The sequence below is a fragment of the Metallibacterium scheffleri genome, assembly GCF_002077135.1.
Taxonomy (GTDB): domain Bacteria; phylum Pseudomonadota; class Gammaproteobacteria; order Xanthomonadales; family Rhodanobacteraceae; genus Metallibacterium; species Metallibacterium scheffleri.
Genome location: NZ_LDOS01000005.1, coordinates 367,406 through 381,487, shown reverse-complemented (window position 1 = coordinate 381,487; position 14,082 = coordinate 367,406). Strand labels below are relative to the sequence as shown.

6 protein-coding genes and 2 pseudogenes are annotated in these 14,082 nt (G+C 64.0%); 6 read left to right on the top strand and 2 right to left on the bottom strand.

The genetic code is table 11. From position 1 onward, the window contains the following. The 3 genes and pseudogenes from Mschef_RS16995 to Mschef_RS16990 form a co-directional block, all read left to right on the top strand. A pseudogene (locus tag Mschef_RS16995) lies at window positions 1-1,311 on the top strand (DUF3387 domain-containing protein); the annotation flags it as partial. Window positions 1,312-1,626: 315 nt separating this feature from the next. After that, window positions 1,627-1,923: a hypothetical protein gene (locus Mschef_RS17885; protein ID WP_176212489.1), complete on the top strand. Its 297-nt coding sequence runs from the start codon at window positions 1,627-1,629 to the stop codon at window positions 1,921-1,923. Between the two features lie 74 nt (window positions 1,924-1,997). Further along, the gene (locus tag Mschef_RS16990; protein WP_176212488.1) at window positions 1,998-5,738 is read left to right on the top strand and encodes an EAL domain-containing protein; all 3,741 of its coding nucleotides are present in this window, start codon (window positions 1,998-2,000) and stop codon (window positions 5,736-5,738) included. A 269-nt stretch (window positions 5,739-6,007) separates the two neighbouring features. Here the strand turns inward: Mschef_RS16990 and Mschef_RS16985 are convergent, their stop codons facing one another. Both Mschef_RS16985 and Mschef_RS16980 read right to left on the bottom strand, forming a co-directional pair. After that, window positions 6,008-9,463 (bottom strand): YhaN family protein, encoded by a 3,456-nt coding sequence (locus Mschef_RS16985; RefSeq protein ID WP_081130400.1) that lies wholly within the window; start codon window positions 9,461-9,463, stop codon window positions 6,008-6,010. Between the two features lie 2 nt (window positions 9,464-9,465). Further along, window positions 9,466-10,725 (bottom strand): metallophosphoesterase family protein, encoded by a 1,260-nt coding sequence (locus tag Mschef_RS16980; RefSeq protein ID WP_210772045.1) that lies wholly within the window; start codon window positions 10,723-10,725, stop codon window positions 9,466-9,468. Between the two features lie 337 nt (window positions 10,726-11,062). Here Mschef_RS16980 and Mschef_RS16975 point away from each other — a divergent pair. The 3 genes and pseudogenes from Mschef_RS16975 to Mschef_RS16965 all read left to right on the top strand — a co-directional run. Then, window positions 11,063-11,218 (top strand): annotated as a pseudogene (locus Mschef_RS16975) (transposase domain-containing protein); the annotation flags it as partial. A gap of 348 nt (window positions 11,219-11,566) precedes the next feature. Then, the gene (locus Mschef_RS16970; protein ID WP_210772046.1) at window positions 11,567-12,364 is read left to right on the top strand and encodes a type IV toxin-antitoxin system AbiEi family antitoxin domain-containing protein; all 798 of its coding nucleotides are present in this window, start codon (window positions 11,567-11,569) and stop codon (window positions 12,362-12,364) included. Continuing rightward, complete coding sequence (locus Mschef_RS16965) at window positions 12,361-13,779, top strand: nucleotidyl transferase AbiEii/AbiGii toxin family protein (RefSeq protein WP_081130399.1); 1,419 nt, start codon at window positions 12,361-12,363, stop codon at window positions 13,777-13,779. Before Mschef_RS16970 ends, Mschef_RS16965 begins: the two co-directional genes overlap by 4 nt. Window positions 13,780-14,082: the final 303 nt, after the last annotated feature.

The following is a 14,082-nucleotide window of genomic DNA, read 5'->3' as shown; positions in this document are numbered from 1 at the left end:
GCCTCCGATCCGCTGGACTGGCAGCCGCACATCCGCAACAAGCCGCGCCGCGAGGACCTGGCCGAGCGCTTCCGCGATCCCGCGGACCCGTTCAAGCTGGTGATCGTGCGCGACATGTGGCTGACCGGCTTCGACTGCCCCAGCCTGACCACGCTGTACATCGACAAGCCGATGCGCGGCCACGGCCTGATGCAGGCCATCGCGCGGGTCAACCGGGTGTTCAAGGACAAGCCCGGCGGCCTGGTGGTCGATTACCTCGGCCTGGCCGACGAGCTGAAGCAGGCGCTGGCCACCTACACCGAAGCGGCGGCACCGGCCGCACCGCCATCGACCAGAGCGAGGCCGTCGCGCTGGTGCGCGAGAAGGTCGAGATCTGCCGCGGGCTGTTCCATGGCTTCGACTACCGGCGCTGGCTCGATCCCAGCGGGCAGGAACGATTGGCGCTGCTGCCGTTCGCGCTGGAGCACATTCTGGCGCTCAAGGACGGCAAGCCGCGGTTGCTGCGCGCGGTCGCTGATCTGACCAAGGCCTTCGCGCTGGCGGTGCCGCATCCCGACGCCTTGGCGCTGCGCGACGAGGTGGGGTTCTTTCAGGCCGTGCGCACGGCGCTGGCCAACCGCGAACCCGACGAAGACCGCCGCAGCGAGGCCGATCTCGATCACGCCATCCGCCAGATCGTCTCCCAGGCCGTGGCCACGGACGCGATCGTCGACATCTTCGCGGCGGCGGGGCTGAAGAAGCCGGATATCTCCATCCTCTCCGACGACTTCCTCGCCGAGGTGCGCGACATGCCGCAGCGCAACCTGGCCGTGGAGCTGCTGCAGAAGCTGATCAAGGGCGAGATCCGCAGCCGCGCCAGGCGCAACGTGGTGCAGGGACGGTCGTTCACCGAGATGCTGGAACAGACCCTGCGCCGCTATCACAACCGCGCCATCGAGACGGCCAGGGTGATCGAGGAGCTGATTCAAATCGCCAAGGACGTGCGCGCCGCCGGCCAGCGCGGCGAGCAGCTGGGGCTGACCGAGGACGAGGTCGCCTTCTACGACGCGCTGGAAACCAACGACAGCGCGGTCAAGGTGCTCGGCGACGACAACCTGCGCCTGATCGCCCGCGAGCTGGTCAGGATCGTGCGCGCCAACGTCACCATCGACTGGACCCGGCGCGAGACCGTGCGCGCCAACCTGCGCGTGCTGGTCAAACGCATCCTGCGCCGGTACGGCTACCCGCCCGACATGCAGGAGAAGGCCACGCAAAACCGTGCTGGAGCAGGCGGAGCAGTTGTCAGGCCTGTGGGCGGCGGCAACGCCGTAGTGGATGTGATCGACGAGAATCGATCGTTCTGGCGCACTGACCGCTGATCTCGATGCGATCGCATGCTCGCGCCGATTCCATGAGGCGGTATCCATACCCGGCGCGCAACGAAGCGCTCGCGCATGTGCTCGGGCGATCGCCGGTGAATTTTTGTACTCTGGACTTGAAGCCGCCTGATGGTGCGATCACTTCTGGGAGTATCCACGGATGCCTCGCCCCCCAATCCCCTGTTGATGCTGCGCTGCATGGGGGCCTGTCGGCGCTGCACCGCCTGCTGGTGGAGCACTTCGACAATCGGGATGCCTTCATGGCCGCATGCCTGGACGTCGGCTGTCGGGTACTCGGGCTTTCGACCGGCATCGTGGGCCGGATCCGGGCGACGATTACGAGGTGCTCGACCGACACTCGCCGTTGATCGAGATCCAGCCGGGCCATCGCTATCCACTGGGCGATACTTGGTGCGCGGCGGTCGTCACCTCGCGCCAGACGCTGACCCATGCCGGGACCGACGCGATCGAGCCGATGCGCAGCCATCCGGCCTATGGCGGGCTGCAGCTGGAGGCGTACATTGGTACGCCGATCGTGGTGGATGCGCCGTCTTCGGCTCCCTGAGCTTCAGCGACACCCGGGCACGCGCGACGCCGTTTGCCGCGGACGAGATCGGCCTGGCCGAATCGATCGCGGCATTGATTGGCCATTTCATCGAGCGCCAGCGCGCCGAGACCGGTCGGCAGACGCGCGACCAGTTTTACCGCAGCGTGGCCGAAACGCTGCCGCTGCTCCACGCCGACGCACCGCGTGAGCGATCGGATGTGATGGGGCAGGTCGCCTCGACGCTGGCGGACATCATGGGCCTGCCGCTGGTATGGGTCGGCCGGCTCGAACCGGAGGCCCTCTGGGTGCAGGTCGTCGGGGTTGCGGGACCGGCGTGCGATTACGTCACGACGCTAGCCCTCACCGCCGATCCCGCACGACCCGAAGGGCAAGGGCCGATGGGGCGGGCGCTGCGCACGGGCGAGGCATTGCTCACTGCGTTTAGCGATCCGCTGTTCGCGCCCTGGGCGGATCGGGCGCGGCGCTGCGGGCTTGGCTCCAGCATCGTCGCCGCGGCACGAACGCAGGACGGAGGACACGTGGCGCTGTCCGTCTATGCGTCGGAGACGGAGCACTTCACCCCCGATCTGCTCGATTGGACCCAGCGTCTCGCGCGGGAGCTGGCTGCTTTCTGGAACCACCAGGATCTGCTCCATCGACAGGACCGGCTGGTGCGCTATCAGGCTGCCCAGCGCGAGATCCAGGCCGCGCTGCTGAAGCAGCCCGACCCGCTGTCGATCTATCGGGTGTTGGCCGAGGCGCTGGTGCGCCATGCCGGCGCCGATGCGGTCGATGTGTTCAGCGCAGGCGATCCAGGTCCGACGCTGCGTCGCGTCATGCTGATGGGGCCTTTGGCTGAAGCGGCCCGTGTCTTGCCGCTGCCCCCCAAGCAGCCGCAGGGGACGACCAGTGCCACGGTCACCCTGGCCTTCAGTGCGCGGACCGCGGTGATCCGGGTGCATCCCGCGCGCGATGCGTCCATTCCGGCGCAATGGCGCGGCGCGGTGCTCGAGGGGGTCGGCGCGGTGGGCGCATGGCCCGTCTTCGACACGCCGGATGCGGAGCCCGAGGCCGTGTTCGCGGTTGTTGTAAGCGATCCCGATACCTTCACCGCGGAGCTTCGCGTCCTCATCGGTGAGATTGCCGAGGCGGCGGGTCTTGCGCTGCGCCAGTTCCATCAGCAGCAGGCACTGGTGTTCGAGCACGAGCGCCAGGAGCACTTGGCGCTGCACGACCCGCTGACCGAACTGCCCAACCGGCGCGCGCTGGAGCATCATCTGGAGGGCGCGCTGGCACGCGCGCGGCGCCATCGCCTGCTGCTCGCGGTCGGCATGCTCGACCTCGACGATTTCAAGCCGATCAATGATCGCTTCGGCCACGAAGCCGGGGATCAGGTTTTGATCGACGTGGCCAAGCGCCTGAAAGGCGCCCTGCGCGACCACGATTATGTCGCCCGTCTGGGCGGCGACGAGTTCGTCGTCGTGCTCGAGGACGTCGCGAGCCTCGACGATCTGACGCCGCTGCTGGAGCGGATGCGGGTGCGCTTGGCCGAGCCCATGGTGATCGGCACCTACTCCACGGGTCTGCACGCCAGCCTGGGCATCGTGGTCTATCCGCTGCACGAGGGCGCCGACACGGGTCACTTGCTGCGCCTGGCCGATCAAGCCCTGTATCGGATCAAGTCGCAGAAGCCCCCCCGCGCACAGTGGTGGAGCTTTCCCGTGTCTGAGCAGCCGCCGGCTGCCTTGTCGCCCGTCGAAGTCGACATCAGCGAATTGCTGCCCTATGGACCGCTGGCACAGCGCATGCTCGGGCCGATCCAGTCCATCCACCACGAGTGGGCCGAGTCCTTCGTCGATGCGTTCTATGCCCGTCTGGCTGAGCACGCAGGACCCGCGCAGATCCTGGACGCGCTCACCACGCAGGAGTTCGAGCACCTGAAGGCCAAACAGCGCGAGCACCTGACGCTGCTGCTCGATCCGGCGCTCAGCGAAGATGGCCATCGCCAGGCGGCAACCCGCGCGGGCCGCATCCATGGCATGGCCGGCATCGAAGACGCCTGGGTTGCCGAGAGCGTCGCGCTCTTGCGCGCACAGCTCGATGAACAACTGGCGCCGCTGACCCGTCGCGACCGACGCACGCTGCTGGTCATGCACCGACGCCTCGCACTCGATTACCAGTGGCAGTTGGAAGGGTCGCGTGCGGCCCAGCTCGCCCGCGATGGCATTCTCGTACGCATCAGCACCATCGCCTGGTCAGCGGATCGCTACCTCGAACTGATCCAGCGTGTGGCCGATACCCTGCTCACCCTCGACGAAGTCGCCGGGTGCGCGATCGGGCGACCGGATGCAAGTGGCCGGTTTCAGTTTGAGGCGGTGGCCGGCAGCGAGGCCTTCGTCGACTATCTGCGAGCGGTTGAGCGCGGCGTGCCCCCGGATATTCGGGCCGAGGCCGATCGCGTGGAGGGCGGCGTGGCGATGGGCCGTGCCTGGCGCAGTGGCGAGATCCAGCGCACGCTCAACTATGCCACCGATCCGGTCACGATCACGTGGCGCGAGGTGGCGCTGGGCATGGGCATTCGGTCCAATGCAGCCCTCCCGCTGCGCATGCCGCAGGGCACCACCGAAACTGTGCTGACCCTGTACTCGCCGTTCGTGGGCGGCTTCTCCAGCGCGGGTCAGCAGGCGTTCCTGCTGCACGTGCAGAGCCTGCTGGATCTTGCCTTGGCGCGGTTGCTGCCCAAGCTCGAGGGTGTCGAGGCGGTCCCCTACCTTCTGCGTGACCGCTGGCGCGCCAAGCTGGCGACCGATGACCTGGTGATGTACTACCAGCCGGTGATCGATCTGCGTCAGGGCCAGGCGGTCGAGGTCGAGGCGCTGGCCCGCATCCGCGAGGACGACGGTCTGATCCTGCCGGCCCGTTTCCTGTCGGCATTCGGCGAGGACGACCTGCTGATCCTGTATCGCCAGGGGCTGGCGCAGGCGCTCGCGGCGCGCCGGGAGTGGGACGCCGATGGGCTGCCGCTGGGTATCGCCGTCAACCTCCCGTCGCGCGCACTGCTCGACCGGCGCTATGTGGGCATCACCCGGGAGGCGCTGGAGCGATATCCCTGTCCAGCCGAAACCTTGGTCCTCGAAATCCTCGAGTCGGAGTGGCTGGAAGAGAGTCCGCAGGCCGAGTCCGGCCTGCTGGCGCTCAAGGCGCTGGGCGTCCAGCTTGCCGAGGACGATCTGGGCTCGGGCTACAGCACGTTGAGCCGGCTGCGCCACCTTTCCTTTGATCGCGTCAAGATCGACCAGACGCTGGTGCGCCAGATCGCGCGGCAACCGCTGCGGACGCTGCGCTTCGTGAACCAGTTGACGCGGCTGGGACACGATCTCGGCGTCAAGGTCGTCGTGGAGGGGATGGAGACTCCGGGCCTGGTGGAAGCGGCGATGATTCTCGGCGCGGATCTGGGTCAGGGGTATGCTCTCTCGCGCCCGATGCCGCGCGCCGAAGTCGCGGACTGGTGCAGAAGCTTCCGCTGGGCGTGCGATCCCATGGTGCCTCGCACCGCACTCGGAGCACTGGCGGACTTCATACTCCGGGACGAGCGGCTGCGGATGTTCATGGACGATCCTGCGATGGTCGAACGAATCGTTCACACGCCATGTCGGGTGCGGTCCTACCTCGATGTGATCGGTATCGAGGGAACCCGGCTGGATCAGATCCTTCGGGTTCTGCATCAGGCCGCGCTCCAACACGGGCCTGCCAGCTTGGACTACGCCGCAGCGCGCGATGCATTCGTGCAGTGCCTGGTCGAGGAGCGGATCCGTGTCGAGGAAAGCGGTTGATTGATGCGCGCTTTTGAAGCAGAGAATCACCCATCCAAACCATGCGTCAGACCACTCTCACGCCACCGCTGCACATGCACCGCCCACCGCCGCGCCGCCTCGCTCGCCGCCATCGCTGCACCTCGTCGTGATCCCACGCGAGCGTGCAACAGCAACTCCGTCAGATAACAGGTGCAGTGGCCGAGCGCTTACCCTTGGATCGACGCTCTTGCTAAACGACACCGGCTCGCGCGGGATGGCCACCGTCTCAAGATGGCGCCTTTGGCCTGTTATCCGATCTCGACGACGTTGACCCGGTTATCCGAAGCGCGCCGGGCAATATCGATTAGGTGCTTGTGGTGCGTGAAGTAGAGCACCTGAGTCTTTGCCCCGAGACGCGCAAAGGCCTTCAGGCTGGACGCGGCCCGCTCGTCGTCGCAGTTGATCAAGAGATCGTCAGCAATGACGGGTAACGTCGTGCCGCTTTCCATATGCAGCTCTAACGCCGCGAGCCGTAGCGCAAGGTAAAGCTGGTCGCTCGTGCCGTCACTCATACCCTCGACGCCGACCTTCGAGCCGTCCGCCTTGCGTGAAATTAGGCGCAGGGTGTCGCCCGGGTCGACGAGCAGCTTGGCATGATGGCCGTTGGTTAGGTGCGAGAAGAACTGGCTAGCGGTGACCAGCAGCGGTCCCTGCTTTTCCTCGCGGTAACGCTCAAGCGCCCACTTAAGCAAGCGGGAGCCGGCCCAGACGCGGATGTACTCGTCAGCCGCAGCGCCCATCTCCGCCAGCGCCGCCTGCCTTCGTGCTTCGGCCTTCGCAGCTTCGTCAGTACCCGCGATCCTTGAATAATCGGCATGGGCCAACGCGCGATGCTGTAGGCGATCATCCCTCTCCTCGGTGACGTCGGCGAACTGACGCTTGGCCGTATCAAGCTGCGTCTCCAGTTGTGCGAGATCAACGCCGGCCACCTCCTCTTCAAGATTTTCCAACGCCATACCGCCGCCACCGGCGATCGCGGCCGAACGGTATTCGTGCACCTCCCGGTCCAGCGCGAGAGCGCTGTCAGATTTCTCAATAGCCTTGCGCAAGGCCTCAATTTCGAACACGGCCACTTGATCGAACAATGGCTTTAGCTTCGCTTGTGCAAGGACGCACTTTCGAGTGGATTCTTCTAAACTGGATTTGGCAGTCGCGATCGCACCGCTCAAGCGCTCATGTTCAGCGCCATCAGCTAGGGCTTTGGCGAGCCTTGCGGCCAGTTCGACGGCCGCGTCTGTAGATGACTTTTGAACGAGATCTGTGGCGCAGGCTGCGACTAGAGCTGCTACCCCGGCATCGAACTGGCCGATGTCGCGGCGCATCGGGCCGATACGTCCCTGTTTCAGGTCGCGGATCTTCTCCAGATGACTGTCCATCGTGCGGAATAGATCCATGGCCTTCGATACAGCCACCTGGCTGGAACTAGCTGGAAGTTTGGCTTCGGCAAGCTTCGTTTCCCATTCCAGTTTCCAACCGTCCATGTCCTTTCGAGTCCGCTGAGCCTCGCTCTGCGCAACTAGATGTTTGGCACGGCTATCGCGCCGTCGTTTGTCGACAGAGTCGCGGCGGGTACGGTTCTGTACCTGGGCGTTCAGGACGTCGGCCGCTAGGGTAATCAGCCCGGGCAGGTCGCTCGCCTGTGGGACCGAGGCGCCTGTCTTCCCCAGCTCAGCGCGCAGGGCGGCCGCGCAATCCTCCGCGCGTGTGGCGAACGTCGCTGCGCGACCGCGGGATACCTCCAGTTCACTAGCGACGGTCAGGGCCACGGTGCGCTGCTGTGTCCAGGAGGTGACGCGGTCCAGTGAGATCTCGGCCAAACCTAGCTCCGAGCCACGGGCTTCCCAGTCACTTAGCAGGTCTGCCAACTGCCGTGCACAGCGTCCGCCCTGTTCCATGAGCCGATCGATCTCGGCGCGCAGTTTCTCAGACTGATTGGCAAGCGCCTGGACCCTCGCCGTGTCTTCGGCGTCCTCGTAGCGTCGATCGGCCAAGACGTCAGCTGCCTCCACTTCTTTGCCGTACATTGTCGCGGCGGATGCAGGGGTCAACTCGCCGACAACGATCCGGCCGAAGGTGGCATCACGCTGCTGGCGCGCAATAGACAACTCTTTAGCCGTCGCGATACGGTGATCGCGCCGCTCCTGTATCAGTTCGGTGTCCAGTCCTGCCAGGGAGAGCTGCCGATCATCGATACCCTGCTGCACTTTGTCTAACTCTGCTTCGAGTCGCTTGCGGGTATCCAGCAGTCGCTGTATCTCGGCAATTTCAGGGAGTCGCATTGAGGCAAGAGCCGCAGCATCGCCGCTCCACGGCGCAAGATCCGATAGCGCCTCGTTGAGTTTGCGTGTTGCGGCAGCTACCTCCCCGACGAGTTCATCGTTGCGCTCATCAGGGTTAAGGGACTGTGCCGGCTTCAGCGCAGCAGCCAACGCGGGGTACTCAGTAGCATCTGGGAGCGCCGCTTCCTCTTCGTCAATCGCCTGCAGCACCGTCTGCGATTGTGTCAAGTCGTGGGCTCGCAGATCCATGGCATTCCTGAGGCTCGAATGGCGCGCAAGCAACTCCTCAATCTCAGCGCGCAGGAGCTTGCTCGGAAGCCGTCCAGGTACGTCTTCTCGTGCGATATTTCGCCACCCGACCTGGGCCGCCGCATCTAGGAGCAGTTGTTCCTGTTCGGTGACTTCGCCTTCCCGCTTGGGGATGTCGCGCTCTGCCAGCTGCACGCTCGCGACCAGCCCCGCCAGACGCCGGATTTCGGCATCGTGAGCCACGATCGGTGCGTTCGGCGCGAAGTTCGCCTGATCGCGCGTGGCGTCTTCGCCGGTCTTCCGGTGAATCTGCACCTGGGCATCCGCCGTCTGGATTACGATCTCGGTGGCGGCCAGCGTCGCAGCAGCGTCGACGGGCAGCCGAATGACCGGCCCCATGGCATCGATGCGCTTCTGGGCATCGTGCAACTGCGCCAGCAGGGGCGATACGCGCTGCACCCGCTCGAACCGGTTGCACAAGCTCTGGAGTTCCCCGCGCCGGCCTTCCGCTGCGGCTAGCTCGCCGTCGGCGGTGTCCAATGCGCGCCGGGCCGTCGTCCATTTGAGACTGGTGACGCGGACCTCGTGCAACCGGGACTTGGCTTCATCCATTCGGCCGAGCGCTTGGTAATACGCCCTACTTTCCTTAGCTCTTGGGCCCCAGAGGCCTTCAGCTTCGGCCTCCAGCTTTTCCTTGATGGCCTGAAGACTGCCGAGGCCTGCGGCGGCCTGGAACAACATCTGACCCAGGTCGCCGGAGCTGTTCAATATGTCGCGCCCCCCGCTGACCATGTTCTGGTGGTCTAGCGCAAACATGCGCAAGAAGAAGTCCTGATCGGTCCCGCCCAGAAATGGCACCAAGACATTATCGGGCAAGGGCTTGCCCCCCGGATCCACCAGCGAACCCTTGTTGCGCTTCAGGCGCCGGAAATCCAAGGACCCGCCGTTGGTCTCGACCAATGCGCCGATACACATCTCGGAGTATTCGTGGACGAAGTTGAACGGTGACGTACGGTTGATCCCGTAGAGCAGGTCCACAACAGCACTGCGGATTGTGGACTTGCCGGCCTCATTGGAGCCATAGATCAGATGAAAGTCGGACTCGCCGCGAGGCAGATCTAGCGACTGGTTGGTGAACTTGCCGTAACGAGTCAGGTCAAGCCGGCGGATGCGCATCCTTAGCTCTCCCGTGAAACGCGATCGAGCACACCAGGAGCCACCGTTGCAATCAGATCGAAAAGCCGCCCTTCCTTCACGCACTGGACCGCCGGCAGATCCTGGTCGGCGAGTTCCGGCGGTAACTTGCCAACCAAGACCTCGAGATCGCTCCTGAGCGATTCCAGGAAAGCTTGGTCCGTCGGTGCGCCGTCGAAGATCTTTTGCAGCTCCGCCACGGCGTCGCCGCGTGCCGCGATTTCCTCGGGGCTCAGCATCGGCTGCGTCTGAACCTTGATCTTTTCGATGATGAGCTTGTCCGGTGCTGCCGCGATGGCTTGTGCCTTGACCTCGGCCGCCAACTGCTGGCCGCGAGCGAACAATTCGCCATGTGCGGCAGTGCGGCCGGTCAGAACTACCCGGCAGCAGACATATCGACCTTCTGCTTCGCCGACAGTCTTTCGCAGCGCCTGTCCAATCAACGGCGCCACTTGGTCGATGCCTGCAGCCCCCGCGGCATCGACCTCGACCGTAGTCCAGCGCAGAACGTCCACGCACAGTCTTTCGGGCCGGCCCACGGCACCATCATCGATTGGCACGATGACCGCGCCGCGCGCGCCGGGCTCGTTGACGTGCAGACCTTGCAGGTTCCCAGGGAACACGATCCACGGATCCTCCGCGAGGATCTCGTATTGGTGGACATGCCCAAGGGCCCAGTAGGCATAGCCCTTGTTCTTCAGCTCATCCAAGCTACATGGTGCATAGGGGCTATGCGGAGGCTTGCCCTGCAGCGCGGTGTGCAGCACGCCGATGTTCACCCAGCCCGGCACCGGAGGCGGATATTTCGCAGCAAGGTTGTCGGTCGTGGCCGCCCGGCGAAAGCTCTGCCCGTGCAGCACTATCTTGAGATCCTCAAGCGGGATTGAAGAAGGTTTGGACGAGTCGAACCGAAGCACGTTGTCAGGCAGGGCCAGCTTCTTGGTCATGTCCTGCTCGGCGTCGTGGTTGCCGTAGAGTAGGATCACGCGAATCCCAGCTTTTTGAAGCCTACCCATCTCGCCAATGAAAAAGTAGCCCGTCTGGAAATCGTTCCAGTCGCTGTCATAGAGGTCGCCAGCGATGATCATGAAGGCGACCTTGGTATCGATCGCCACGTCGACCAAGCGGACGAACGCTGTTCGTGTGGCGGTAAGCAGCTCCGGTGCGCTGTCGCCCTGGACCGTCAGGCCTTTGAGCCCGCGGTCGAGATGTACGTCCGCCGTGTGTATGAATTGGATGTTCATACTCGCAGCATCGGGTCTTCGAACTCGATGCGCAACCCTGAAATTACGCCTGCGTGGTGATCAACGATGGCGAGCTCCGGGGCTACGTTGAGCGGGCAATGATGTTTGCAACCTGGCGATGACATGAGCAGCTTCACCCAATCCATTGTCGAAGCCGCCCTGGCGTGGGTCGGAGGCACTCGGTTACGTCGTTCTGCACGGCCACGACATCGCGGCCGACATACTCGGCGCCGAGCGTAGCGACCCGAACTACCGCGATATAGTGGAGGGCCGCCTATGCCGGGTCTGCGCTGTTTCGTGTGGTGGACAAGGCGCTTGACGCCGGATAGTGGACTGACAGCGCGCTGCCGCAATCATGAGTCTGCTGGCCACCGCCAAGGCCAACGGTCACGACCCGCATGCGTGGCTGACCGAGGTGCTGACGCGCCTGCCGACCACGCTCGATCGTGACCTCGGCACCCTGCTGCCGACCTCCTGGCAGCCTGCTGCCTGATCGCACCACGCGCACCACGCCACCGCGCCACCGCGCAAGGTGGCGTGGGCACACGCTTACCGACGTCCAGAGGGGCAGGGGCGAGAAGTCGGCATCACACGTCGGAAACAGGCGTTTCGGGCACGTCTAAGCTATTACATTCCGCGATTTGAGCCGTTTGACACGCATCAGATCGATGTTCTGGAGCAGAACCCGTTCGGATCGCTCGTGCTGCTGCTGATCCTCGGCATGGCTCTGTTTGCGTGGATCGCCCGTTGAGCAGGCCGCGCGCGCCAAGCGGGCCAAAACGCTACACATGAGTACATGAAATTCCTTTATTGTGAGAATTTAACGTGTTACTATGTAGTCATGAGCGAGATCTTGCCAGCCAACAGGGCGCGTCTGGCCGTCGTGCTCCGCGCCACAAATGATGTGGTCTCGATAGAGACCGCAGCGCAGGCGCTCGACCTTGACCGAAACGCGGCTGCGAAGCTGATGTCGCGCTGGGCCGGCCAGGGCTGGATGCGCCGCATCGGCCAAGGCCTGTATGTCCCCGTCCCGATCGATCTTGCGACGAGCGATCAGATCGTCAGTGATCCGTGGGTGCTGGTGCCGTCCCTCTTTGGCGAGTCCTACATCGGCGGCTGGACCGCCGCCCATCACTGGGACCTCACCGAGCAGCTGTTCAACGAAACAATGATCTTCGCAATACGGCGCATTGATGAGCAACGGGTAACCGCACAGGGCGTGACGTTCCTAGCCCATCACATTGCGCCGAAGCGATTCTTCGGCGTCAAACCGGTCTGGCGCGGCACCACGCGCGTCAACCTCTCTGACCCTGCACGCACGCTCATCGACATGCTGGCGTTACCGCAGACCGGTGGCGGCATCGATCATGTCGCCGACTGTCTTTCCGCGTTTCGGAAGCTGCGCAACGCCGATCTGGAACTGCTGATCGCCTACGCCGAGAAATTCGGCAACGGCGCAATCTTCAAGCGCCTCGGCTTTCTGGCAGAGGCGCAGCTCCAGGACGAAAAGCTAGCCGCTGCTTGCCGCACGCGCTTGACCAAAGGCTATACCAAGCTCGATCCGGGACTCGACTGTAGCCATCTTGTCACCGCGTGGAATCTGTGGGTCCCTGCCCGCTGGAAGGAGAGACTTGCATGATCGACAGACGCGAGATTCTTGAGACGGCGTCGTCGCTCGGTTTGCTGCCAAGCGTCGTCGAGAAGGACTACGTCTTGGGCTGGCTGCTGGCAGGGATTCACACGCACCCGGAGCTGACGGATTCGTGGGTCTTCAAGGGCGGAACGTGCCTGAAGAAATGCTACTTCGAGACTTACCGTTTCTCTGAAGACCTGGACTTCACGCTCCGCGATGAAGCCGGTCTTCAAGAGGACTTTCTGCGGCGCGTGCTCAGTGAAGTCGTCGAATGGGTGTCCGACGAATCAGGCCTCACCATCCCGGCGGATCAGCTGTCATTCGACATCTACACGAACCCGCGTGGTCGTCTCTCGTGCCAGGGTAAGGTCGGCTACCGCGGACCAGTCTCTCCAACATCGGGCTCTGGCGGCTGGCCGAAGATCAAGCTCGATCTGACGGCCGATGAAGTGCTCGTGCTTCCATCTGTCCGGCGCGGCGTGTTTCACCCGTATGCGGACAGCCCCGAAGGCGGAATGTGGATCAACAGCTACGCGTATGAAGAAGCGTTCGGCGAAAAGATCCGCGCCCTCGGCGAGCGTACGCGGCCTCGCGATCTCTATGACGTGATCAACCTCTATCGCCATGGCGATACGCGGCCATCAGCAGCGCTGCTCCTTGATGTCCTGACGAAAAAGTGCGCCTACAAGGGCATCGCCCTGCCCTCGCTCGCAAGCCTTGAGCCGCACCGGAGCGATCTGGAAGCTATGTGGGACAACATGCTGGGGCACCAGCTTCCGGTGCTTCCGCCCGTCGCAGAATTCTGGGCGGCTTTGCCGGAGATGTTTGTCTGGATCATGGGTGGCGAGGAAGTGCCTCAGCCTGTGGCAATCACAGCCGGCGCAACCGAAACCACCATTCGCACGCGCGAGCTGCCACGCGGCATTCCTATGCGGACCCGTGGTCCGCTGGAGATCATCCGCTTTGCTGCGGCCAACCACCTCTGTGTCGATCTTTCATACGACGGTGGCACGCGGCGCATCGAGCCCTACTCCCTTCGGGAAACACGCGACGGCAATTTCGTTTTGTACGCGACCCGCAGCGATTCCGGAGAGCCCCGCTCGTACCGGATCGACCGCATCCAGGGCGCGTCCGTCACGAACCAGTCCTTCAGCCCTCGCTACCTTATCGAGCTGACGACCGCAGGACCGCTCTCCATCCCTCAAACGGCACGCACAGACAACGGTGGCCTGTCGTTTGGGCGACCGATGGTCCGTCGCGTAGCGCGTCCCTCAAGCAACGCCCCGGTCTATATCTACCGCTGCCCTGTGTGCGGCAAGTCGTTCGATCGCAAAAGCATGGACAGCTCACTCAACGCGCACAAGAATCCGCGCGGCTACCCGTGCCCCGGTCGAACGGGCATCTACGTGCGGACCAACTAGAGTTCGGCCGCAGTTGCCTTTCAATTGGACTTCAGAGCGGCCAGGAGTGACCACAGGGGTGCCCACAGCAGACGGGGATAACCGCTCGGCTTTGAAACGCTCGAACGCTTCCCGCGCCCGCTGTTTGCCCGCCTCGATCTGCTGGGCTTGCTCGGCCTGCCGCTGCGCCTGTTGTTGCGCGCTCGTGATTGACCAGTCCCGGGCCATTGCGCGCGGTGACGGCTGACCAAGGTTCGACGCCGCCTCAACAGATTGATATGACGATGCAGATCGTCGGCGCTGGTTGATCAATGCAAAGCGCGC